This is a genomic window from Halomonas sp. 3H (assembly GCF_024206005.1).
Lineage (GTDB): Bacteria > Pseudomonadota > Gammaproteobacteria > Pseudomonadales > Halomonadaceae > Halomonas > Halomonas campaniensis.
On record NZ_CP100360.1, the window covers coordinates 1,362,935 to 1,385,730 of the forward strand.

At 68.6% G+C, this 22,796-nt stretch carries 17 protein-coding genes; 14 read left to right on the plus strand and 3 right to left on the minus strand.

Annotation, left to right across the window (positions count from 1 at the left end):
* The first annotated feature begins 6 nt into the window (after positions 1–6).
* On the plus strand, positions 7–2,298 hold the full coding sequence (locus tag NFC98_RS06435; RefSeq protein ID WP_254277285.1) for a cation-translocating P-type ATPase: 2,292 nt from the start codon (positions 7–9) through the stop codon (positions 2,296–2,298).
* A 44-nt stretch (positions 2,299–2,342) separates the two neighbouring features.
* A complete protein-coding gene (locus NFC98_RS06440) occupies positions 2,343–3,599 on the plus strand; it encodes a GspE/PulE family protein (RefSeq protein ID WP_254277286.1) in 1,257 nt (418 codons plus the stop codon).
* 16 nt (positions 3,600–3,615) lie between these two features.
* Here NFC98_RS06440 and NFC98_RS06445 read toward each other — a convergent pair whose 3' ends face one another.
* Positions 3,616–6,030, minus strand: coding sequence for a xylulose 5-phosphate 3-epimerase (locus tag NFC98_RS06445; protein WP_254277287.1), 2,415 nt, complete (start codon positions 6,028–6,030; stop codon positions 3,616–3,618).
* 231 nt (positions 6,031–6,261) lie between these two features.
* On the opposite strand from NFC98_RS06445, the gene NFC98_RS06450 reads away from it, so the two are divergent.
* Positions 6,262–6,876, plus strand: coding sequence for a L,D-transpeptidase (locus NFC98_RS06450; protein ID WP_254277288.1), 615 nt, complete (start codon positions 6,262–6,264; stop codon positions 6,874–6,876).
* 177 nt (positions 6,877–7,053) lie between these two features.
* On the plus strand, positions 7,054–7,317 hold the full coding sequence (locus NFC98_RS06455; RefSeq protein ID WP_110069744.1) for an Lpp/OprI family alanine-zipper lipoprotein: 264 nt from the start codon (positions 7,054–7,056) through the stop codon (positions 7,315–7,317).
* Positions 7,318–7,423: 106 nt separating this feature from the next.
* Here the strand turns inward: NFC98_RS06455 and NFC98_RS06460 are convergent, their stop codons facing one another.
* The gene (locus NFC98_RS06460; RefSeq protein ID WP_254277793.1) at positions 7,424–8,446 is read right to left on the minus strand and encodes a L,D-transpeptidase family protein; all 1,023 of its coding nucleotides are present in this window, start codon (positions 8,444–8,446) and stop codon (positions 7,424–7,426) included.
* A gap of 167 nt (positions 8,447–8,613) precedes the next feature.
* Positions 8,614–12,063 (minus strand): transcription-repair coupling factor, encoded by a 3,450-nt coding sequence (gene mfd / locus NFC98_RS06465; RefSeq protein WP_254277289.1) that lies wholly within the window; start codon positions 12,061–12,063, stop codon positions 8,614–8,616.
* 230 nt (positions 12,064–12,293) lie between these two features.
* Between mfd and NFC98_RS06470 the strand changes: the two genes are divergently transcribed.
* From NFC98_RS06470 to sthA, 10 genes are all read left to right on the plus strand, one after another.
* On the plus strand, positions 12,294–13,757 hold the full coding sequence (locus tag NFC98_RS06470) for a glyceraldehyde-3-phosphate dehydrogenase (RefSeq protein ID WP_254277290.1): 1,464 nt from the start codon (positions 12,294–12,296) through the stop codon (positions 13,755–13,757).
* A gap of 372 nt (positions 13,758–14,129) precedes the next feature.
* Entirely contained in the window at positions 14,130–15,479 is a 1,350-nt protein-coding gene (locus tag NFC98_RS06475) for a Na(+)-translocating NADH-quinone reductase subunit A (protein WP_254277291.1), read from the plus strand.
* A gap of 2 nt (positions 15,480–15,481) precedes the next feature.
* Entirely contained in the window at positions 15,482–16,705 is a 1,224-nt protein-coding gene (locus NFC98_RS06480) for an NADH:ubiquinone reductase (Na(+)-transporting) subunit B (RefSeq protein WP_254277292.1), read from the plus strand.
* Positions 16,705–17,520: a Na(+)-translocating NADH-quinone reductase subunit C gene (locus NFC98_RS06485; protein WP_254277293.1), complete on the plus strand. Its 816-nt coding sequence runs from the start codon at positions 16,705–16,707 to the stop codon at positions 17,518–17,520. The genes NFC98_RS06480 and NFC98_RS06485 overlap by 1 nt, the downstream gene beginning before the upstream one ends.
* A 2-nt stretch (positions 17,521–17,522) precedes the next feature.
* On the plus strand, positions 17,523–18,191 hold the full coding sequence (locus NFC98_RS06490) for an NADH:ubiquinone reductase (Na(+)-transporting) subunit D (RefSeq protein ID WP_254277294.1): 669 nt from the start codon (positions 17,523–17,525) through the stop codon (positions 18,189–18,191).
* Between the two features lies 1 nt (position 18,192).
* Entirely contained in the window at positions 18,193–18,810 is a 618-nt protein-coding gene (gene nqrE, locus NFC98_RS06495) for an NADH:ubiquinone reductase (Na(+)-transporting) subunit E (RefSeq protein WP_254277295.1), read from the plus strand.
* Between the two features lie 72 nt (positions 18,811–18,882).
* Entirely contained in the window at positions 18,883–20,115 is a 1,233-nt protein-coding gene (gene nqrF / locus NFC98_RS06500; protein ID WP_254277296.1) for an NADH:ubiquinone reductase (Na(+)-transporting) subunit F, read from the plus strand.
* Positions 20,116–20,126: 11 nt separating this feature from the next.
* The gene (locus NFC98_RS06505) at positions 20,127–20,879 is read left to right on the plus strand and encodes an FAD:protein FMN transferase (RefSeq protein WP_254277297.1); all 753 of its coding nucleotides are present in this window, start codon (positions 20,127–20,129) and stop codon (positions 20,877–20,879) included.
* 16 nt (positions 20,880–20,895) lie between these two features.
* Complete coding sequence (gene nqrM / locus NFC98_RS06510) at positions 20,896–21,150, plus strand: (Na+)-NQR maturation NqrM (protein WP_183333016.1); 255 nt, start codon at positions 20,896–20,898, stop codon at positions 21,148–21,150.
* A gap of 169 nt (positions 21,151–21,319) precedes the next feature.
* The gene (gene sthA, locus NFC98_RS06515; RefSeq protein WP_254277298.1) at positions 21,320–22,711 is read left to right on the plus strand and encodes a Si-specific NAD(P)(+) transhydrogenase; all 1,392 of its coding nucleotides are present in this window, start codon (positions 21,320–21,322) and stop codon (positions 22,709–22,711) included.
* Positions 22,712–22,796 lie beyond the last annotated feature (85 nt).

The window sequence follows — 22,796 nt, forward strand, 5'->3', positions numbered from 1 at the left end:
GGGGGCATGACCCGTCGCGACGCCTTCCCGGCTGGCCAGCAAGACGCCGCGACCCTGGCCGGTAGCCCCGCCACCGAGACGGCCGCGCTCGAGGGGGAGCGGCTGCTGCGTTCCTTGCAGGGCATGTGGTGCACCAGCTGTGCCCTGGCCATCGAGCACCGCCTGGGCCGCCTGCCTGGGGTCAGCCGGGCGGGGGTGGACTACCTCTCCGCCACCCTGCTGGTGGAGGGGGCGCCGGCGGCGGTGGCACCCGAACGGATCGCAGCGGCGGTGGGTCGACTCGGCTACCGGCTCTGCGACCTCGAATCGGCGCCGGATGCCCGCCAGCGCCTGGACGCCGAGAGCCGGGCCCTGGCCGGGCGGCTGCTGGCGGCCGCCGTGTTCGGCATGTGGACCATGCTGGCGTCGCTGCTGATCTACGCCGGCGCCCTGCCTGAAGCGCGCCTGGACCGGGTGCTGGCCTGGGTCTCCGGGGCCTTCGCGCTGCCGGTGGTGACCCTCGCCGCCTGGCCCTTCTACCGCGCCGCCTGGCGTACCCTGCGCGCGGGGCGCCCCGGCATGGATGCCCTGGTTTCGCTGGGCGTGATCGGGGCGCTCCTGGTCTCCGTCTGGCTGCTGTGGCGGGGGGCGGCGGAGGTCTACTTCGATACCGCCGTGATGCTGGTGCTGCTGCTGCTGGCCGGGCGGTGGGTAGAGACCCTGGTCCGCTATCGCGGGTTGCATGCCCTGGAGGGGCTCGCCCCGCTGCCTGAGCGGGTCCATCGGGTCAGGGATGCCGGCGAGCATGGGAAGGCCGAGGAAAGGGTGCCCGCGGCCGAGGTGGGGGCAGGGGAGCGCATTCGCGTGGCGACCGGCGAGACTCTGGCGCTGGACGGCGAGCTTCTCGATGCCGAGGCGCGGCTGGATCTCGCCCTGCTCACCGGCGAGAGTCGCCCGCGGACCCTGACCCGGGGGGCGCGACTCTCGGCAGGCTGTCGCAACCTGGGCGCGCCCTTCACCCTGAGGGTGTCCGCCGGGGTAGGCGCCCGGCGCCTGGATGGCCTCTACCGCCAGGTGCAGGCCCTGCAGGCGGGCAAGGGCGAGCTGCGTCGGCTGGCGGAGCGCTTCGCCGCCTGGCTCGCCCCCGCCGCCGTGGCCCTGGCGCTGGTCACCGTGGTCGTGCTGCTGCTGGCCGGCGTGGCGCCGGAGGAAGCGGCGGTGCGTGCCCTCTCGGTGCTGGTGGTGGCCTGCCCCTGTGCGGTGGGGCTGGCGGTGCCCCTGGCCAGCCTGGCGGGTACCGCCCGGGCGCTGGAGGCCGGCGTGGCGTTTCGCGACCCCGCGGCCCTGGAACTCGCCGGCCGGGTCCATGCCGTGGCCTTTGACAAGACCGGCACCCTGACCCGGGGGGCGCTGCGACTGGCCGCCCTGCGCCCGTCATCCGGCGTGGCGGAGCACGAGCTGCTGGCCCTGGCATCCCGTGCCGAGTGGGGCAGCGAGCACCCCCTGGGGCTGGCGATCCGTGCCGCCGCCGCCGAGGCGGGGATCGCCCCGGGGCAGGCGCCGGCGGCGATTTCCGAGCACCCCGGCCGGGGGCGCGAGACGCGTGAGGCCGATGGCACGTCACTGCGCATCGGCGCCCCCGACTGGCTGGTCGGGCAGGATGCGGAGCCCGCCAGGCGCGAGGCCGGGCCTCCCTGGGCCACGGAGGTGGCAGTGGCGCGCGATGGGCAGTGGCTGGGCACCCTCTGGCTCGAGGATGACCCCGAGCCCGGTGCCGCGGCGACCCTCGCCGGGCTGCGCGATCAGGGGCTGATGCTGGCGATGATCAGCGGCGATCGTCCGGCGCTGGTGCGCCGCCTCGGCCGCCGGCTGGGACTTGCGCCCGAGGCCTGCTTCGGTGGGCGCTCCCCCGAGGCCAAGCGTCACCTGGTGGCGGCACTGCCGGGCCCGGTGCTCTATGTGGGGGACGGCATCAACGATGCCCCGGCGCTGGCCGCGTCGACGGTGGGGGTGGCCACCGCGGAGGCCAGCGCCGGGGCCCGGGATGCCGCCGCGATCCAGCTGCTCGGCCGTGGCGTGCAGGGGGTGCCCGCGGCCATCGCCATTGCCCGGGCCACCCGGCGGGTGATGCGCCAGAACCTGGTCCTCTCGGCGCTCTACAACGTCCTGGCCCTGGGTCTCGCCGCCTGGATGGTGATCCCGCCCCAGGTGGCGGTGCTGGCCATGGTGGCCAGCTCGCTGTCGGTGGTTGGCAATGCCGCCCGGCTGGGGCTGGCGCACCCCGACGCGGGCAAGGCCCCGCAATCGCGCCTAGGCTGAGAAGGCCTGCACCCGGCCGGGTGCCCCGACCCGCGAGGATATTCATGCCTGCCGACGCGCCCCATGTCGAGTTCCACCGCCGCCTGCTGCCCCGCCTGAAGCCGCTGCTCGAGTCGCCCCCCGACCCGGGCGACGAGCAGCTCGAGGCCACCGCGCTGCTCGAGGACGCCCTGCGCGCCCGGGCCACCGATATCCACCTCGACCCCCACCAGGAGAGCCTGAGGATTCGACTGCGCATCGACGGGCGAGTCATCGAGGCGCTGCGCGTCGATGCCGCCACCGGCGCCCGGTTGACCAACCAGTTCAAGGTGCTGGCTCGCCTCAACCCGGTGCCGTCGCTGGCCGCCGCCGAAGGCAGCTTCAGCTGGCCGCCCGGCGAGGAGGGCAGCGAGGAGACCTTCCTGCGGATCACCGCGGTGAGCTGCGTGGCCGGCGAGAAGATGGCGGTGCGCTTCCTGGCCCCGCCCGAGAGCTTTCGCGACACCCTGTCGCTGGGGATCGGCGAGCAGGGCGCCCGCGGCATTCGCCGCTGGATGGACGCCACCGGCGGCATGCTGCTGGTGGCCGGGCCGACCGGCTCCGGCAAGACCACCACCCTCTACACCCTGCTCAATCAGCTGCGCCTGGACGACAGCCACGTGATCACCCTGGAGGATCCCGTGGAGTACGAGATCCCCGGGATCAACCAGATCCAGGTGGACGAGGCCAACGGCCTGGACTTCGCTACCGGCACCCGCTCGCTGCTCAGGCTCGACCCGGACTATGTGCTGATCGGCGAGATCCGCGACCCGGACTCGGCCCGGGCGGCCCTCAACGTGGCCGGCAGCGGCCGCTCGCTGATGGGCACCCTGCACAGCCGCGACGCGGTGGGGGTGGTCTCCAGCCTGCGCCATCTGGGACTGGGCGACGCCGAGATCAGCGCCAACCTGGGGCTGGTGGTGGCCCAGCGCCTGGTGCGCCGGCTCTGCGAGCACTGCCGCGAGCGCCAGCCGCTGCCGGCGCGGGAGGCCGAATGGCTGGAGGCGGTGGGGGCAACCCTGCCGGCCTCGGCGTGGATGCCGGTGGGGTGCGATCACTGCGACGGCCTGGGGTTCCGAGGGCGCACCGGGGTCTTCGAAGTGTGGCAGCCGACGCCGGAGGATCACGGGCGGATCCTGCGCCATGCCGACGAGTCCCGCCTGCGACGGGCCCTGATCGAACGCGGCGAGCCGCTGATGTTCGCCGACGGCCTGGCCAAGGCGGAGCAGGGCATTACCTCGCTGCGCGAGGTGCTGCGCATGGGGGCCATCCTGGCAGCCTGAGGCCCCCGCGGGGCGTTCAGGAGAGCCTCAGCGCCTCTGGCTCGCCCTCGCCGGCCAGGGCGTCGCGCTCGGCCGGACTCAGCAGGGAGTCCAGGTCCAGCTCGGCCACCTCGCTGGCGGCTTCCAGCACGTGGGCCCAGGTGGCGCGGTTGGCGAACAGCATGCCGAAGGTGTCCAGGGTGCCGCCACGGTTGCGATAGCCCAGGAAGCGCGAGTGTGTCCCGGTGTCCAGCGGACGCAGCACCCCCGCCAGGGGTTCCGGGCGACAGTGGGCCAGGAAGACCCGGGCGGCCACCTCCGGCACCAGGGTGCTCAGCCGGCACTGGCTCAGCAGGGCGGGGGCCTCCTGCTCGTCCCGGGCCTCGCGCAGCCGGCCGGGCGACTGGATCACGTAGAGGCTGGTCGGGACGCCGGCGGCGTCCAGCCGCGCCAGGGCATGGCGCATCTCGATCAGCTGATAGGCGCCGATGGCGAACAGCTGCAGCCGTGCCCGGTCGTCGTGGCGCAGGCAGAGCAGGCCGTCCTCGTCGAGGCGCCGGGCCTGCTCGGTGTCCAGGCACACCGGCACCGGGCCCTTGGGGACCACCATCACGGCGATACGCCCGCGAGTGGCGTAGAGGCGCTGCAGCGCCGTGGCCGCGCTGGTGGCGTCCACCGGGAAGAGCACCGGGGCGACGTCGTCCATCTCGCCGAGCCAGGCCTCGCACAGGGTCGGGTCCTGGTGGGACTGCTCGTTCTTGCCGTTCTCCCAGGTGTGGGAACTGGCCAGCACCGGCACCGACAGCCAGCCCGGCTCGCGCCCCGCCTCGCGGCAGTGGCGGGCGAAGATCGCCTCCTGGCGCATGGCGCCCAGCATCTTGACCGCGAAGGCCTCGTAGCTGGCCACCAGGTTCAACCCCTGCCTGTTGGCCAGGGCCGCGCTGACCACCGCTTCCTCGTTCAGCGCGGTGATCACCGCACCGTGGAGCGACTCGGCCACCCCGTCCTCGGGTTCGGTGACCCGGTGCTGCAGCAGGTCCAGGGTGCGGTTCAGCCGGTTGCTGCGCATCTCGTCGGGGTTGCCCACCCGCACCCGGAGGCCGGGATTGGCCTCCACCAGGGCGGTGAAGGTCGCATCGATGGCGGCCATGGGCGAGATAGGCTCGCCCAGGGTCCACTCGCGCGGCTCGGGCAGGGTGGGCAGGTCGGGATACGGGTGGGCCAGGGGATGGTCGCGTTCGCGCACCCGCGCGTCCCGGGCGTGGGTGTTGAGGGTGGCGATGGCCTCGCGCAGCTCGCCTTCGGGCACGTGCAGCGCCCGGGCGCCGGCGTTGAAGGCGTCCCGGGCCGCCGCGTCGGTGGCCGGGTTGTCGACCAGCGGCAGGTTGTGGGCGGCGTTGGTGCCGGCGCCGGGGAAGCCGAAGCCCTTGACCGTCTCGGCGATCACGTAGGGCAGGCGCAGCGGGTAGCGGGCCCGGCCGGCGCGCGCCAGTTCGGCCTGGTCGGCGAGTTCCGCCTCGGCGGTGAGGATCGCCCAGACGAAGGCCGCCGGATCACGACCGTCGATGGTCAGCGGGGCGAAGCCGTTGAGCACCAGGTGGTCCTCGAACCAGTCGGTGCCGCCGGACTGGCTCATGGTGGTGCGCTGGTCGATGCGCCGGCCGTTGGCGATCATCACCGGCACCACCGGGCCCGAATCGTCCGGTCGCCACCAGCGTGAGGCCCAGTCGCTGCCGCGCTGCTCCTCGAAGGCGCCATCGCTGAGGAAGGCCACCAGGGACTGGCCGGGCAGGGGCATGTGCACGTACTGCAGGCCGGCGAAGCCCAGGTAGCCGCCCTCGCCGGTGCCGCCGGCCGTATGGGCATTGACATGGCTGCCCAACGGCGAGACCGGGTAGCCGTCGGCGCTCACCTCGCAGCGGTAGAAGTCGTTGACCAGGCGCGTCAGGCCCGCGTCGTCGAGCGCGTATCGCGCCCCATGGGCAGGCCCCATGTTGTCCGTCAGCAGGTTGACGGCATCGATGGCGGCCACGCAGTGGCCCTGCCCCATCATCCAGCTGCGCGTCATGCCGCTGATGGCGTTGGCGGCCAGGTAGCCCACATAGGCGGGGACCATGTTCAGCGCGCCCCCGGTATGCCCCTCGGGAGTCGGCTTGAAGTCGTCGGCATCGAGCGGCTCGCCGTCGAGGCGCACTCGCCGGGCGTAGGTCATGTGGGCCACCAGCCACATGCCCATGCAGGCCAGGCGATCGGCGGCCTGCAGGTGCGCCAGCCAGTTGCGGCGCCTGGCGGGGTCGCCGGCATGGCGCTCCAGCAGCCGCGAGACGCGCTCGACGGTGACGGGGTCATGGCGGATGACGCCGACGCCTCGGGTCCAGGCCACGAAGTCGGGATCGCGGGTGAGGGGAGCGGGCGCGGAAGGGGAGGCGGGACGCGGATCATCGACGGGCATGCAGGACTCCTTGGACCGGGATGCCGGCGGGGGTGACATTCCCCGGACCCCCTCAGCCTAGATGGCCGCGCCCAGGGCCACCATGATCGAGCGCATCTTCGCGTGCCCTTGACAGTCAACACCTGACAGGCAGGGGGCGATTGCGCTATAAACGACGTTGAATGCCAGGGGCCGCGGCGGTCATCCGTCCGGCTGGCCACACTGCCCGAAACCGAGTCGAGTGATACCCCGATGAAACCCCTCTCACGACGCCGCTTCGCCCTGATGGCCCTGAGTGCCCCGTTTGCCCTGCTCGGCGCGGAGGCCGCTCGGGCCAACCTGATCGAGACGCTGCTGTCGCGAGCGCACCTCCCGCGCCACGACGACGAGCTCTGGGTGCTGGTGGAGGATCGCGAGGCTGCGCTGTCGGTCTATCGCGGCAATCGCATGCTGGAGCGCTTCGCACCCATCTCCCTTGGCCGCAGCGGCGCCAGGCCGGCCCGCCTGCGCGGCAGCAACGTCACGCCGCTGGGCGAGTTCCGTGTCAACCGCTTCAACCGCGAGAGCGACTGGCACATCTTCATCGGCCTGGACTACCCCACCCCGACCCATGCGCGCATGGCGCTGGAGGAGGGCGTCTACTCCCAGCAGGACTACGACGACTACTTCGACTACTACCGCCTGCGTGGCTACCCGCCCCAGCAGACGGCCCTCGGTGGCTTCATCGGCATCCACGGGATCGGCAAGGGCGACCCCGAGATCCACCAGCAGTTCCACTGGACCCAGGGATGCGTGGCGGTGACCGACGATCAGATCGAGCGACTCGCCTCGCTGATCGACATTGGCACTCGCGTCGTGATCCGCTAGGCTTTACATGCGCAAGGGACGTTCACAGCTATGGACAAGCGCCGCCTTGTATTATAAAACAGCGTTTGACTCCTGTGCTTCGCAGCACAAGTCGCTGCAAGATGGCCTGCATGTGCAGGAAGCCTGATCGTCAGGCAATCACCAACGCAGTACCAAGGAAGACTCAAGGAGAACACCATGACTCTGAAGACCACCCTGAAGCTGACCGCCGCCGCTGCATCCCTGGCCATCCTGGCTGGTTGTGCCTCCACCAGCGCGCTGGAAGAAGTTCGCCAGACCGCCGAGTCCGCACAGGCCGACGCTGCAGAAGCTCGTAGCATCGCCACCCAGGCTCAGAACACCGCCAACCAGGCGCAGCGTGACGCCCAGGCGGCTCTGCAGATGTCCGAGCAGAACCGTGACGAGATGAACCGCATGTTCCAGCGCTCCATGCAGAAGTAATTCTGCTGGAGGGCTGGCGCCATCTTCGGATGGCGGCGGTTCTGCAACACGAGAAGACCCCGCCTCGGCGGGGTCTTCTCGTTTCTGGGTGCCGGGTATCCGGCGGCTATCGCACGCTGAGCTCCAGCTCGCCGCCGAACAGGCCATCCACCTCGGGTGCCGGCTCGGCGGGGGTGGGCGCTTCCTCGGCGGTCTGCAGCAGCGAGACGAGCAGGCCGTCCGGCGCCTCTACCAGCTCGCGCAGTCGGGCATAGTCCACCGGCGGCTGCTCGTCACCGAAGGCCCGGGTCACGGCCTCGATGGCGTTGAGCAGGGGCTCGAAGCTGCCCTGGTTCTCCTCGAGCTGGGGGAATGACTGGGCATAGAGCACGCCCTCTTCCGACCACCCGGCCTTGAAGGGCTGGTCGATGATGTTCACCTTGGTGCCGCTGGGCACCCGCTCGTAGAGGGACTCGATGTCCTCCGGGAACATGCGGATGCAGCCGCGGCTGACCCGCATGCCGACCCCTTCCGGGCGGTTGGTCCCGTGGATCAGGTAACTCGGCAGGCCCAGCAGGATGGCATGGCGGCCCAGGGGGTTGTCCGGGCCGGGGGGCACCACGGCGGGCGGCGGCTCGCCGCGGGCGGCCGCCTCCTCGCGCATGGAGCGGGGCGGCGACCAGGCGGGATCCTTGACCTTGACGGTGGTGCGGGTCACGCCCACCGGGGTGGAGAAGCCCTCGCGCCCGACGCTGATCGGGTAGGTCTCGACCACGCCGGGGGAGGAGTAGTAGTAGAGGCGCAGCTCGGAGAGGTTGACCACGATGCCCTCGCGGGGGGCGTCGGGCAGGATGTGCTGGTTGGGAATCACCACCTCGGTGCCCTCGAAGGGCGCCCAGAGGCTCACGTCGGGGTTGGCCATGCGCATGGCCTCGTAGCCCACGTTGTGCTCGCGGGCGAGGTCCACCAGGGTGTCGCCCTCCTGGATCGTCAGGGTGAAGTTCTCGCCGATCACGTTGCCGGTCTCGGGCAGCGGGAAGTGGCCGCGCGGCCACTCCTCCTCGGCCAGGGCGCCGGAGGCGATCAGGGTGGAGAGTCCCAGGGCGAGGGCGCAGCGGGCGCCGCGCCGGGCCAGTGTCGAGGTGTTCATCAACGTCATGTCGTCTCTTGCGGGGCGCCGACCGGGGGTCGACGCAGCCAGGGTTGGGGTGCCGGGCGCTCCCTGCCCGGCGCCGTGGGGTCGGCGGCGATGAAACGCGGTAGCAATAGTATAGATTGCCGCGTGCCGCGGCGGTACGCCAGCCTTTCGTCCAGCGGCTACGCCGCCTCGGCCTTGCGGTTGAGGGTCTCGAGCAGTTGCTCGACGACCTGGAAGCGTGTCTCCTCCTTCTCCATGGCCGCCTCGAAGCGCAGGGTGTCGGCGCCGTCCAGCCGGTAGTGCGCCGGGTCCTGCTGGATCAGGGTGACCAGGGTCAGCGGGTCGACCCGGGTATGGCCGGCGAAGATGATCCGGCCGCGTTCGGGGCCTGCCTCGAGCCGTGCGATGCCGAGCCGTTCGGCACGCTGGCGCAGCCGGGTCTGGCGCAGCAGGGTCTTGACCGGCGCCGGCAGCAGGCCGAAGCGGTCGATCATCTCCACCTGCAGCTCCTTGAGCTCCGCCTCGTCGGCGGCGCTGCTGATGCGCTTGTACATCACCAGGCGCTGCTGGACGTCGTGCAGGTAGTCATCGGGAATCAGCGCCGGCAGGTTGAGGCTCACCTCGACCCCCTCGTCCAGCGGGGCCTCGATGTTTGGGGTCTTGCCGGCGCGGATTGCCGCCACGGCGCGGTCGAGCATCTGCATGTAGAGGCCGTAGCCGATCGCCTCCATCTGGCCGCTCTGCTCCTCGCCGAGCAGCTCGCCGGCGCCGCGGATCTCCATGTCGTGGCTGGCCAGGGTGAAGCCGGCGCCCAGGTCCTCGGCCCCGGCGATCGCCTCGAGGCGCTTGACGGCGTCCTTGGTCATCACCCTGGGCGGCGGGGCGAGCAGGTAGGCGTAGGCCTGGTGGTGGCTGCGGCCCACCCGGCCGCGCAGCTGGTGCAGCTGGGCCAGGCCGAAGCGGTCGGCGCGCTCGATGACGATGGTGTTGGCGCTGGGTACGTCGATGCCGGTCTCGATGATGGTGGAGCAGACCAGCACGTTGAAGCGCTTGTGGTAGAAGTCCGACATCACCCGTTCCAGCGAACGCTCGGGCAGCTGGCCGTGGGCCACGCCGACCCGCGCCTCGGGCACCAGCGCGCGGACCGTCTCGGCGGCGGTCTCGATGGTCTTCACCTCGTTGTGCAGGAAGTAGACCTGGCCGCCGCGGAGGATCTCGCGCAGGATCGCCTCCTTGATGATCGCCTCGTCGCGCTGCTGCACGAAGGTCTTCACCGACAGGCGCCGCGCCGGGGGGGTGGCGATGATCGACAGGTCGCGGATGCCGCTCATGGCCATGTTGAGGGTGCGCGGGATCGGCGTGGCGGTCATGGTCAGGATATCGACCTCGGCACGCAGGCTCTTGAGCCGCTCCTTCTGGGCCACGCCGAAGCGGTGCTCCTCGTCGATGATCAGCAGCCCCATCTTCGGCAGCTTCATCGATTTCGAGAGCAGCTTGTGGGTGCCGATGACGATGTCGGCCTGGCCCTCCTCGATACGCTTGACGGAGGCGGCCTGCCCCTTGCCGGCGGTGAAGCGCGAGATCAGCTCCACGTTCACCGCGGTATCGGCGAAGCGGTCGCGGAAGTTCTCGTAGTGCTGGCGGGCGAGCAGGGTGGTGGGCACCAGCACCACCACCTGGCGGCCGGAGTGCACCGCCAGGAAGGCGGCGCGCATGGCCACCTCGGTCTTGCCGAAGCCCACGTCGCCGCAGACCACGCGGTCCATGGGGCGTGGGGCGGTCATGTCCCCGATGACCGCCTGGATGGCGGCGCGCTGGTCCGGGGTCTCCTCGAAGGGGAAGTTGGCGGCGAAGCGGGCATACTCGGCGTCCGGGGGAGCACAGGCGAAGCCCTCGCGGGCTTCGCGGCGGGCGTAGATGTCGAGCAGCTCGGCGGCGGTGTCGCGGATCTTCTCGGCGGCCTTCCTGCGCGCCTTCTGCCACTGGTCCGAGCCCAGCCGGTGCAGCGGGGCGAGCTCGTCGTCGGCGCCGGCATAGCGGGAGATCAGGTGCAGGCTGTCGACGGGCACGTAGAGCCGTGCGCCGTCGGCGTACTCCAGGGTCACGAACTCGGCGGCCTGGCCGCCGGCCTCCAGGGTATCCAGCCCCTTGTAGCGGCCCACCCCATGGGTCTGGTGCACCACCGGCGCGCCGGGGCGCAGCTCCGAGAGGTGGCGGATGGCGAGCTCGTTGTCGTCGGTGGCCTTCTCCCGCCGGCGGCTCTGGCGTACCACGTCGCCGTAGAGCTCCGCCTCGCTGATCACCGCCAGGTCGGGGTCGGTCAGCCACAGGCCGGCATCGATCTCGCCCTCGGTGATCGCCAGGGGGGCGTCCGCCGCGAGGAAGTCGGCGAAGTCCTCGACATGGGGCAGGGCGAGGCGCAGCGGCGCCAGGGCCTCCTCCAGCGCCTCGCGGCGGCCACGGGATTCGGCCACGAACAGCACCCGGGTGGCCGCGTGCTCGGCGAGGAAGGTCGACAGCGGGGCCAGCGGCTCCCGGGCCCGGGCGTTGATGCCGACGGCGGGCGGTGCCTGGGTGGTCGGCGCCAGGGCGTGGCGGTGGGCATCGTCGTCGGTGAATTCCACCCGGGGGTGGCGCTTGATGGCGCCGAACACCTCGGCCACCGGCACGAAGGCGCGATGGGGCGGCAGCAGTGGCCGGGTGGGGTCGACGCCGAGGTTCTCGAAGCGGCTCTCGATGGCCGCCCAGTGGTGTTCGGCGGCGTCGAAGACGCCGGGGAGCAGCGCCACCCGGGTGCCCTCGGCGAGGTGCTCGAACAGTGTCGCGGTCTGTTCGAAGAACAGCGGCAGGTACTGCTCGAGGCCGGGGGAGGGGATGCCCTTGAGGGCGTCCACATAGAGCGGGCACTGGCGGGGGTCGACGTCGAACAGCGTCTCGAAGCCCTCGCGGAAGCAGGCGATCGCCGAGCGCGACAGCGAGTATTCGTGGGCCGGCAGCAGCTCCACCGCCTCGACGCGGTCGGCGCTGCGCTGGGTGTCCGGGTCGAAGGTGCGCAGGGTGTCGATCTCGTCGTCGAACAGGTCGATGCGCAGCGGGGCCTCGGTTCCCATGGGGAAGAGGTCGATCAGCGCCCCGCGCAGGGCATACTCGCCGGGCTCGTAGACGGTCTCCACGGCGCGGTAGCCGGACCGCGACAGGGCATCCCGGAAGCCCTCCCGGTCCAGGGTCTGGCCCACCGCCAGGGTCATCACCCGGCCGGCGATGTAGTCCACCGGGGGCAGGCGCTGCATCAGGGTGTTGATGGGGACCAGCACGATGCCGTGCACCCCGTCCTGCAGCCGGCGCAGGGTGCGCAGCCGCGCCGAGACGATGTCCTGGTGGGGCGAGAAGCTGTCGTAGGGCAGGGTCTCCCAGTCGGGGAAGGGCAGCACCGGCATGCGGCTGTAGAAGCGCAGCTCGTTCTCCAGGCGCAGCGACTGGGCGGTGTCGGCGGTGATCACCAGCAGCGGGGCATCCTCGGCGAGGTGTGCCAGGGCCAGGGCGCTGGCACTGCCCTGGGGCGTCTGCCAGTAGAGGGTGTCGCGCAGCCCCTGGGGTCGCGGCGGGTCGAGCGGCGAGAAGTTCGGCATGGTCACGTCGGTCGGCTGTCGGCGGGGCGGCCCGCCGGGGGTCATGGGAATCGGGTCTGGAGAGCAACCATCATACCAGCCCGCCTCTCTCCCTGTCGGCAAACCGGCTTGTAGTCAAACGGCCGTTCCTGTAACCCCCCTACAGGGGCTGCGACCATCCTGCGATTGCCCCGAGGGAGTCGGCCCCGGATAATGGCGCCGATCCCATAACCCCACCAGTGAGGCCTCACGTGAGTCAGCAACCCTCCGATACCGTCTTCCAGGAATGGCACGACAACCAGGCGCTTGCCGAGCAGATGATCCCGATGATCGGTAGCCTCTACCGGCACAACAACGTGGTCACCACCCTCTATGGGCGGTCGCTCTTCAACCGCAGCGTGATCCGGATCCTGAAGGACCACCGCTTCGTGCGCAAGGTCGAGGGAACCGAGCTTTCCGTGCAGGACACCTTCCCGCTGGTCAAGGCGATGACCGAGCTCAACCTGGGCCCGGCCCACGTCGATGTCGGCAAGCTGGGCGTGGCGTTCAAGAAGCAGGGCGGTGGCGATGCCGTGGCCTTCCTGCGCCGGGAGCTCGAGGAGATCGTCGACGCCCATGACCCGAACGGCAACAACGGTGAGCCCAAGGACGTGGTGCTCTACGGCTTCGGCCGCATCGGCCGCATCCTGGCCCGCGTGCTGGTCGAGAAGGCCGGGGGCGGCAACCTGCTGCGCCTGCGTGCCATCGTCGTGCGTGGCCGCGGCGATATCGCCAAGGACCTCGAGAAGCGGGCGAGCCTGCTGCGCCGCGACTCCGTCCACGGTCCCTTCGACGGCACCATCAGCGTCGACGCCGAGGCGCGTACCATCACCGCCAACGGCAACGTCATCCAGGTGATCTACGCCGATTCCCCCGCCGAGGTCGACTACACCGCCTACGGCATCGACAACGCCGTGGTGGTCGACAACACCGGCATCTGGCGTGACGAGGCCGGCCTCGGCCAGCACCTGGAGTGCAAGGGCGTGGCGAAGGCGCTGCTCACCGCGCCGGGCAAGGGCGACATCAAGAACATCGTCTACGGCATCAACCACGACGACATCGCCGCCGACGACAGCATCCTCTCCGCGGCCTCCTGTACCACCAACGCCATCGTGCCGGTGCTCAAGGTCCTCAACGACGAGTTCGGCGTCGAGCACGGCCATGTGGAGACCGTGCACTCCTACACCAACGACCAGAACCTGATCGACAACTACCACAAGGGCGACCGTCGCGGCCGCAGCGCCCCGCTGAACATGGTGCTCACCGAGACCGGTGCCGCCAAGGCGGTGGCCAAGGCGCTGCCGGAGTTCGCCGGCAAGCTGACCGGCAACGCCATCCGCGTACCGACCCCCAACGTCTCCATGGCGATCCTCAACCTGCGCCTGGAGAAGGAGACCGACGCCGAAGACCTCAACGACTTCCTGCGTCGCATGTCCATCGGCTCCGCCTACCAGAAGCAGATCGACTACGTCGACTCCCCCGAGGTGGTCTCCACCGACTTTGTCGGCAACCGCCATGCCGGCATCGTCGACGCCAAGGCGACCATCGCCAACGGCAAGAACGCCGTGCTCTACGTCTGGTACGACAACGAGTTCGGCTACAGCTGCCAGGTGATCCGCATCCTGCAGCACATGTCCAACGTGCACTTCCTCAAGCTGCCGCGCGCCAGCGCGTAGGGCCTTCGGGCAGCCTCAAGGAGCAAGTCTCAAGGAACCCCTTGGGCTTGCTCCTTTCGTTTGCGGGGTATGCTGACTTGCCGCTGGCAGCGCGAAGATCCAATCGCCTTGCGAGCAAGGCTCCTACATCCCCATCCGGCGCTCGGTCTTCGGCCGCTTTACGGCCTGCGACAATTTTTCCCTTGCTCTCTGTCACCGTCTGCGACCTTCGCGCAGGTGGTCATCGTCCTGCCTTGTCTTTATAATACGGGGGATTTTTCGGGGTGGTCCGGGCATGCCCTGGGCCTGACTGGTAACGTACTGAAAACACAAGAATTCGAACCCATTCGAACCCCTTTCTTCATCTATCCGATCCATCAACTGGGCGAGACTATGATCGAAGTCAAGAAAGGCCTGGATCTCCCCATCACGGGAGCGCCCGAGCAGCGCATCGAGGATGCGCGCGCGGTGCGCCATGTGGCGGTCCTGGGACCCGACTACGTCGGCATGAAGCCGACCATGGAGGTCCAGGAGGGGGACAGAGTCAAGCTGGGCCAGCTGCTCTTTACCGACAAGAAGATCGATGGCGTGCGCTTCACCGCGCCGGCCGCCGGCGAGGTGGTTGCCATCAACCGTGGCGAGAAGCGTCGCCTGCTCTCGGTGGTGATCAAGGTCGACGAGACCGAGGAAGCCGTCGAGTTCAAGGCCCACGGCCGTGACAAGCTCGAGGGCCTCGAGCGTCAGGCGGTGGTCGATCAGCTGGTCGAGTCGGGCCTGTGGACCGCGCTGCGCACCCGTCCCTACTCGCGCACCCCGGCCATCGACGGTATCCCGGCGGATATCTTCGTCACTGCCGTGGACACCCATCCGCTGTGCCCGAACCCTGCCGAGATCATCAACGAGCAGCCCGAGGCCTTCGAGGATGGCCTCAAGGTGCTGGCCCGCCTGACCGAGGGCAAGGTCTACCTGTGCACCGCGCCCGAGGCGCGCATCCCGGGCGGCGACGTCAAGGGCGTGCAGGTCGAGACCTTCGGCGGTCCGCACCCGGCCGGCCTGGTCGGCACCCATATCCACTACCTCTCGCCGGTGGCGCTGCACAAGCGTGTCTGGCACATCGGCTACCAGGACGTCATCGCCTTCGGCAAGTTCTTCGCGGAAGGCAAGCTGGACGTCAGCCGCATCGTGGCCGTGGGCGGCCCCCGCGCCGAGAATCCGCGCCTGCTGCGCACCCGTATCGGGGCCAGCACCGAGGAACTGCTGGCCGGTGAAGTGGTCGACCCCGAAGGCACCCGCGTGATTTCCGGCTCGGTCTTCTCCGGTTTTGCCTGCGAAGGCAGCCTTCGCTACCTGGGTCGCTTCCACAACCAGTTCAGCCTCCTCGAGGAGGGCAACAAGCGCCTCTTCATGGGCTGGCTCTCACCGGGCGCCAACCGTCACTCGGTGCTGGGCATCTACCTGTCGAAGATCACCGGGCTCAAGGACTACGCGCCGACCACCTCCACCAACGGCTCCGAGCGTGCCATGGTGCCGGTGGGGGCCTACGAGACCGTGATGCCGCTGGATATCCTGCCCACGCAGCTGCTGCGCTCGCTGATCGTCGGTGACATCGAGACTGCCATGCAGCTCGGGTGTCTGGAGCTGGATGAAGAGGACCTGGCCCTGTGCACCTACGTGTGTCCGGGCAAGTACGAGTACGGTCCCATCCTGCGTGACAACCTCACCCTGATCGAGAAAGAGGCCTGATCATGCCGATTCGACAGACACTCGACAATCTCGAGCCGCACTTCCACAAGGGCGGAAAGTACGAGAAGTTCTATCCCCTCTTTGAAGCGGTAGACACCATCTTCTATGCGCCGCCCAGCGTGGCCAAGACCACCGCCCACGTGCGTGACGGGGTCGACCTCAAGCGCATCATGATCACCGTCTGGATGTGCACCTTCCCGGCGATGTTCTTCGGCATGTGGAACGCCGGCTGGCAGGCCAACACCGCCATCGCCGACGGCTACGCCTCCATGGCCGGCTGGCGCGAGGCGATCATGATGGTGCTGGCCTCCGGCCACAACCCGGACAGCCTGTGGGCCAACTTCGTGCTCGGCGCGACCTACTTCCTGCCGATCTACCTGGTGACCTTCGCCGTCGGTGGTTTCTGGGAGGTACTGTTCGCGGTCAAGCGCGGCCACGAGGTCAACGAGGGCTTCTTCGTCACCTCCGTGCTCTACGCCCTGATCCTGCCGGCCACCATCCCGCTGTGGCAGGTGGCGCTCGGCATCACCTTCGGCGTGGTGATCGGCAAGGAGATCTTCGGCGGTACCGGCAAGAACTTCCTCAACCCGGCCCTGACCGGTCGCGCCTTCCTCTATTTCGCCTACCCGGCGCAGATCTCCGGGGATGCGGTGTGGGTGGCGGCCGACGGCTACACCGGTGCCACCGCCCTCTCCCTGGCCTTCCAGGACGGCATGGCCGCCCTGACCAGCACCTACAGCTGGTGGGATGCCTTCATCGGCTACATCCCCGGCTCGGTGGGCGAGGTCTCCACGCTGGCGATCCTGATCGGCGCGGGGGTGCTGCTGTGGACGAAGATCGCCTCCTGGCGAATCATGCTCGGGGTCTTCCTCGGCATGGTGGCGACCAGTGCGCTGTTCAACCTGATCGGCTCCGACAGCAACCCGATGTTCGCGATGCCCTGGTACTGGCACCTGGTCGTCGGCGGCTTCGCCTTCGGCATGGTGTTCATGGCCACCGATCCGGTGTCCGCCGCGATGACCAACCAGGGTCGCCTGCTGTTCGGCGCGCTGATCGGCGTCATGACCGTGCTGATCCGCGTGGTGAACCCGGCCTTCCCTGAAGGCATCATGCTGGCGATCCTGTTCGCCAACCTGTTCGCCCCGCTCATCGACCACTTCTTTGTTCAGGCCAACATCAAGCGCCGCATGCAGCGCACCGGTGTGCCGGCCGAGGAGACTGCCTGATGGCACAGAGCAACAACTCCATCAAGAAGATCCTGACGGTGGCGTTCGCACTTTGCATCGTGTGTTCGGTCATCGTCTCCACCGCCGCGGTGGCGCTGCGTCCGCTGCAGCAGCTCAACCAGGAGCTGGACCGCAAGACCAACATCCTCAACGTGGCCAACCTCTACGAGTCCGGCATGGATGTGGAAGCGGCCTTCCGGGACATCACGCCCCGCGTGGTGAACCTGGAGACCGGCGAGTACTCCGACCAGCACGACCCGCAGACCTGGGACGGCTTCGAGGCGCGTCGCGATCCGGCGGCCTCGCGGACTCTCTCCGGCGAGCGTGATCCGGCGGGCCTCTCCCGTGTCGAGAACTACGCCACCGTGTACCTGGTGGGTGACCCCGACGATCCCGAGCAGATCATCCTGCCGATCCGCGGCCAGGGCCTGTGGGGCCTGATGCGTGGCTTCCTCTCCGTGGAGGGCGACGGCAACACCATCGTCGGCATCACTTACTACGAGCATGCCGAGACGCCTGGCCTGGGGGCCGAGGTCAACAACCCGCGCTGGCAGGCCCAGTGGGAAGGCAAGCAGATCTTCGACGAAGAGGGTCAGCTGATTCCGGCCATCCGCGTGGCCAAGGGCAGCGGCAGCGGTGACCACGAGGTCGACGGCCTCTCCGGTGCCACCCTGACCAGCAACGGCGTCACCAACATGCTGCAGTTCTGGCTGAGCCCGGAAGGCTTCGGCGAGTATCTGGCCAAGTTCCGCAGCGCGGTGGACCCGGGCGAGGCCCAGGACGCCGACGTCGAACTCGAAGCTGAAGGAGCCTGATCATGTCAGCCGCGACTCCCAAGGGCGTCCTGACGACGCCGGTCTTCAAGAACAACCCCATCGCGCTGCAGGTGCTTGGCATCTGTTCCGCGCTGGCGGTGACCACCAGCATGAGCGTCTCGCTGGTCATGACCCTGGCGGTGATCTTCGTGACCGCCTTCTCCAACCTGTTCGTGTCGCTGATCCGGCACCATATCCCGTCCTCCATCCGCATCATCGTGCAGATGACCATCATCGCCTCGCTGGTGATCGTGGTGGATCAGATCCTCAAGGCGTACGCCTACGAGATGTCCAAGCAGCTCTCGGTGTTCGTCGGCCTGATCATCACCAACTGCATCGTGATGGGGCGCGCGGAAGGCTTTGCCATGCAGAACAGCCCCGGGATGTCCTTCCTGGACGGCATCGGCAACGGCCTGGGCTACGGCTTCATCCTGATGACCGTGGGCTTCTTCCGCGAACTGTTCGGTGCCGGCAGCGTGTTCGGCTTCACCGTGCTCGAGACCGTGCAGAACGGTGGCTGGTACGTGCCCAACGGCCTGCTGCTGCTGCCGCCGTCGGCGTTCTTCATCATCGGCCTGATCATCTGGGTGCTGCGCAGCCTCAACCCGGAGCAGATCGAGGAGAACGAGTTCAAGATGAAGCACAACACCGAACCGAAGGAGGCCGTATAACATGGAACACTATCTGAGCCTGTTCGTTGCCTCGGTCTTCGTCGAGAACCTGGCCCTGGCATTCTTCCTCGGCATGTGTACCTTCCTGGCGGTGTCCAAGAAGGTCTCGGCGGCCTTCGGTCTCGGCATCGCCGTGATCGTGGTGCTGACCATCTCCGTGCCGGTCAACAACCTGGTGTTCACCTTCCTGCTGGCGGAAGGGGCGCTGACCTGGACCGGGATCAGCGGTGCCGAGAACATCGACCTGTCGTTCCTTGGCCTGCTCAGCTACATCGGCGTCATCGCCGCGCTGGTGCAGATCCTGGAGATGTTCCTCGACAAGTACGTGCCCACGCTCTACAACGCGCTGGGCGTCTTCCTGCCGCTGATCACCGTGAACTGCGCCATCCTCGGCGGCGTGCTGTTCATGGTCGAGCGTAACTACAACTTCGGCGAGTCCGTGATCTACGGCCTCGGTTCCGGGGTTGGCTGGGCGCTGGCCATCACGGCACTGGCGGGTATCCGCGAGAAGCTCAAGTACAGCGACGTTCCCGGCTCCCTGCAGGGGCTGGGCATCACCTTCATCACCGTGGGTCTGATGTCGCTGGGCTTCATGTCCTTCTCCGGCATCCAGCTCTGAGGCAGGTCGTGTTTTCCCGGCGGTGCATGGCACCGTCGGGGACCAGGCAACGTCAAGCAATAGGAAACCGACATGGTTGATACAACAGTCATCTTGCTCGGTGTGGTCATGTTCACCGTGGTCGTCATCGGCCTGGTACTGGTGATCCTGGCTGCCCGCAGCAAGCTCGTCAGCACCGGGGACGTGACCATCGAGGTCAACGGCGACCCCGAGCACACCCTGACCACCCAGGCCGGCGGCAAGCTGCTCAACACCCTGGCGGCCAACGGCATCTTCCTGTCGTCCGCGTGCGGCGGCGGCGGCTCCTGCGCCCAGTGCAAGTGCCGGGTGGAAGAGGGCGGTGGGGCGATCCTGCCCACCGAGGAGTCCCACTTCACCATGCGCGAGAAGAAGGAGGGGTGGCGCCTCTCCTGTCAGGTGCCGGTGAAGCAGGACATGAAGGTCGAGGTGCCCGAGGAGGTCTTCGGCGTCAAGAAGTGGGAGTGCGAGGTCATCGCCAACCCCAACGTCGCCACCTTCATCAAGGAACTCAACCTCAAGCTCCCCGAGGGCGAGGAAGTGGCCTTCCGGGCCGGCGGCTACGTGCAGCTGGTGGCGCCGCCCTACGATATCTCCTTCAAGGATTTCGATATCGAGGAGGAGTACCGGGGCGACTGGGAGAAGTTCGAGCTGTTCAACATCTCCCACAAGAGCAACGAGGAAGTCATCCGCGCCTACTCCATGGCGAACTATCCGGAAGAGAAGGGCATCCTCAAGTTCAACATCCGCATCGCCACGCCGCCGCCCAACACCAGCCACCCGCCGGGCCTGATGTCCACCTACGTCTTCAGCCTGAAGCCGGGTGACAAGGTCACCGTGATGGGCCCCTTCGGCGAGTTCTTCGCCAAGGACACCGATGCCGAGATGGTCTTCGTCGGCGGCGGTGCGGGCATGGCGCCGATGCGCAGCCACATCTTCGACCAGCTCAAGCGCCTCAAGTCCCAGCGCAAGATCTCGTTCTGGTACGGCGCGCGCTCCTGGCGCGAGACCTTCTACAACGAGGAGTACGACCAGCTGGCCGAGGAGTTCCCCAACTTCGAGTGGCACCTGGCGCTCTCCGACCCGCAGCCCGAGGACAACTGGGAAGGCCCCACCGGCTTCATCCACAACGTCCTCTACGAGAACTACCTCAAGGACCATCCGGCGCCCGAGGACTGCGAGTACTACATGTGCGGGCCGCCCATGATGAACGCCTCGGTGATCAAGCTGCTGCTTGACCTGGGCGTGGAACCCGAGAACATCCTGCTGGACGACTTCGGCGGGTGATCTCCCTCGCCGTGAGGCGATATCCGGGGCTGGCCTTGCGGCCGGCCCTCTTTCTGTGCGCCCTGCTGATGCCGGTCGCCCTGCTGGGCGGTTGCCGACAGCAGGGCGACTGGCAGCACCTCGAGGGCGTGGCCCTCGATACCGGCTACCACATCACCCTGAATGGCGACCTGCAGGCGGCGGAGCGAGACCTGCTGATGGCCGCCATCCAGGGTGAACTGGCCAGCCTTGAGACCGAATCCGAGACGCTGCGGGGCCTGCTGCTCGCCGGCTGGCCGACGCGTGACGCGGCGCAGCTGCCGTTCCTCGCGTCGCTGCTGGAGGCCCTGCGGGGGGCCGAGCAGGCCAGGGCCGTGGACCGCCTCGATGCCGTGCTGGCCGAGTTCGGCATCGACCACGCCATGGTCGAGCTGGGCGGTGTGGTGCGCACCCGGGGCCAGGCCGGGCGCCGCCCCTGGCGCCTGGCTCTCGACCGGTCGGGGCTCGATGACGCCCCGGCACCGCCCCTGCGGCTGCGCGACGCCGCGCTGGTCACCCGGGAGCAGCCTGGCGACGCCGTGATGCCGGACGGTGGTGGAGAGCGTCTGCTGGCGGTCAGCGTCGTGGCCGACACGGCGGAACAGGCCGACCGTCGCGCTCGAGAACTGCTGCTGGCGGGGCCGTCGGCCGCCGACATGGAACAGGCCATTCGCCTTGTGGTCCTGAGACCACAGGGTATCGACATTCAATACGGTACCGCGCTCGAGCCGCTGCTCGAGCGCTGACCGAAGGAGAGCACTCATGACCATCTGGATCATCGCATTCGCCTTCATGCTGCTCATCATGGCCGCCATGGCCGTGGGGGTGATTCTCGGCCGCAAGCCCATCGCCGGCTCCTGCGGCGGGCTCAACCAGCTCGGCCTCAAGGAGGGCTGCGAGGTGTGCGGTGGCAAGGACGAGGTGTGCGAGGAGGAGAACCGCAAGCGCGGCAGCCAGCGCCGCCGCAGCGACGAGAGCCGCGGTGCCGACCTCGGCTACGACGCCACCCGGCGCTAGGCCCCTCGGACAGCGCCCAGCGACAAGCGCCAAGCGCCCAGCCGCTCAGTGACGGGCGGCTGGTGCCGAGGAGAGACAGTTGACGGCAGCATGGCTGGCGGCACCGTCCTGCTCGGCGCTCGGCGCTCGGCGCTCGTAACCGATATCGAACAAGGAGATCGAGCAGTCAATGGCAGTCCAACACTACGATGTGGTGGTGATCGGCACCGGCCCTGCCGGCGAGAGCGCCGCCATCAACGCCGCCAAGCATGGCAAGCGCGTGGCGGTGGTCGAGAAGCAGCCTCTGGTGGGGGGCAACTGCACCCACTGGGGCACCATTCCCTCCAAGGCGCTGCGCCACCAGGTCAAGCAGATCATGCAGTTCAACACCAACCGCATGTTCCGCGATATCGGCGAGCCGCGCTGGTTCTCCTTCCCCAGGGTCATGGAGCGCTCGCGCATCACCATCGACCAGCAGGTGGAGATGCGCACCAAGTTCTATGCCCGCAACCGCATCGACCTGTTCACCGGCGTGGCGCGTTTCAAGGACGAGCATACCCTGCTGGTGCGTGACGAGCACGAGGGGATGGAGGAGCTGGTTGCCCAGAAGGTCATCATCGCCACCGGCTCGCGTCCCTACCGTCCGGCGGACATCAACTTCCGCCATCCGCGGATCTACTGCTCGGACACCATCCTCAGCCTGTCCCACACGCCGCGCACCCTGATCATCTTCGGTGCCGGGGTCATCGGCTGCGAATACGCCTCGATCTTCTCGGGGCTCGGCGTCAAGGTCGACCTGATCAACAACCGCGACAGCCTGCTCAGCTTCCTGGATGACGAGATCAGCGACGCGCTCTCCTACCACCTGCGCAAGCACGGGGTGCTGATCCGCCACAACGAGGAGTACGACCGGGTCGAGGGCGACGAGTCCGGCGTGACCGTGCACCTCAAGTCGGGCAAGCGGTTGCGGGCCGATGCCTTCCTGTGGGCTAACGGGCGCACCGGCAACACCGACCAGCTGGGGCTCGAGAATATCGGGCTCGAGGCCAACTCCCGCGGCCAGCTGGCGGTGGACGAGCACTACCGCACGGCCATCCCCCATATCTATGCTGCCGGCGACGTGATCGGCTGGCCGAGCCTTGCCAGCGCCGCCTACGACCAGGGGCTCAACGCCTCCAGCGAGATGGTCGATGACGACTTCCGCTACGTGACCGAGGTGCCCACCGGGATCTACACGATTCCCGAGATCAGCTCCTTCGGGCGCAATGAGCGCGAGCTCACCGAGGCCAGGGTGCCCTACGAGGTGGCCCAGGCCTTCTTCAAGGATACCGCCCGGGCCCAGATCACCGGCGACACCGTGGGCATGCTCAAGATCCTCTTTGACCAGGACACCTTGGAGATCTACGGTATCCACTGCTTCGGCGACCAGGCCTCGGAGATCGTCCACATCGGCCAGGCGATCATGCAGCAGAAGGGCGAGGCCAACACGCTGAAGTACTTCGTCAGCACCACCTTCAACTACCCCACCATGGCCGAGGCGTATCGCGTGGCGGCCCAGAACGGGCTGAACCGGGTGTTCTAGTCGAGGACTGCCGTCCTGCCAGACGATGCGAGCCCGCAGGCGATGCCTGCGGGCTCTGTCGTTGCCGACGCGCGGCTGCCCGAGC

Bases quoted from the DNA above. Each gene is read 5' to 3' on its own strand.
- nqrE (WP_254277295.1), top strand. From the start codon at position 18,193: ATGGAACACTATCTGAGCCTGTTCGTTGCCTCGGTCTTCGTCGAGAAC.
- NFC98_RS06490 (WP_254277294.1), top strand. From the start codon at position 17,523: ATGTCAGCCGCGACTCCCAAGGGCGTCCTGACGACGCCGGTCTTCAAG.
- NFC98_RS06435 (WP_254277285.1), top strand. From the start codon at position 7: ATGACCCGTCGCGACGCCTTCCCGGCTGGCCAGCAAGACGCCGCGACC.
- NFC98_RS06460 (WP_254277793.1), bottom strand. From the start codon at position 8,446: ATGAACACCTCGACACTGGCCCGGCGCGGCGCCCGCTGCGCCCTCGCC.
- NFC98_RS06485 (WP_254277293.1), top strand. From the start codon at position 16,705: ATGGCACAGAGCAACAACTCCATCAAGAAGATCCTGACGGTGGCGTTC.
- sthA (WP_254277298.1), top strand. From the start codon at position 21,320: ATGGCAGTCCAACACTACGATGTGGTGGTGATCGGCACCGGCCCTGCC.
- NFC98_RS06450 (WP_254277288.1), top strand. From the start codon at position 6,262: ATGAAACCCCTCTCACGACGCCGCTTCGCCCTGATGGCCCTGAGTGCC.
- NFC98_RS06440 (WP_254277286.1), top strand. From the start codon at position 2,343: ATGCCTGCCGACGCGCCCCATGTCGAGTTCCACCGCCGCCTGCTGCCC.
- NFC98_RS06445 (WP_254277287.1), bottom strand. From the start codon at position 6,030: ATGCCCGTCGATGATCCGCGTCCCGCCTCCCCTTCCGCGCCCGCTCCC.
- nqrF (WP_254277296.1), top strand. From the start codon at position 18,883: ATGGTTGATACAACAGTCATCTTGCTCGGTGTGGTCATGTTCACCGTG.
- mfd (WP_254277289.1), bottom strand. From the start codon at position 12,063: ATGCCGAACTTCTCGCCGCTCGACCCGCCGCGACCCCAGGGGCTGCGC.
- NFC98_RS06480 (WP_254277292.1), top strand. From the start codon at position 15,482: ATGCCGATTCGACAGACACTCGACAATCTCGAGCCGCACTTCCACAAG.
- nqrM (WP_183333016.1), top strand. From the start codon at position 20,896: ATGACCATCTGGATCATCGCATTCGCCTTCATGCTGCTCATCATGGCC.
- NFC98_RS06475 (WP_254277291.1), top strand. From the start codon at position 14,130: ATGATCGAAGTCAAGAAAGGCCTGGATCTCCCCATCACGGGAGCGCCC.
- NFC98_RS06455 (WP_110069744.1), top strand. From the start codon at position 7,054: ATGACTCTGAAGACCACCCTGAAGCTGACCGCCGCCGCTGCATCCCTG.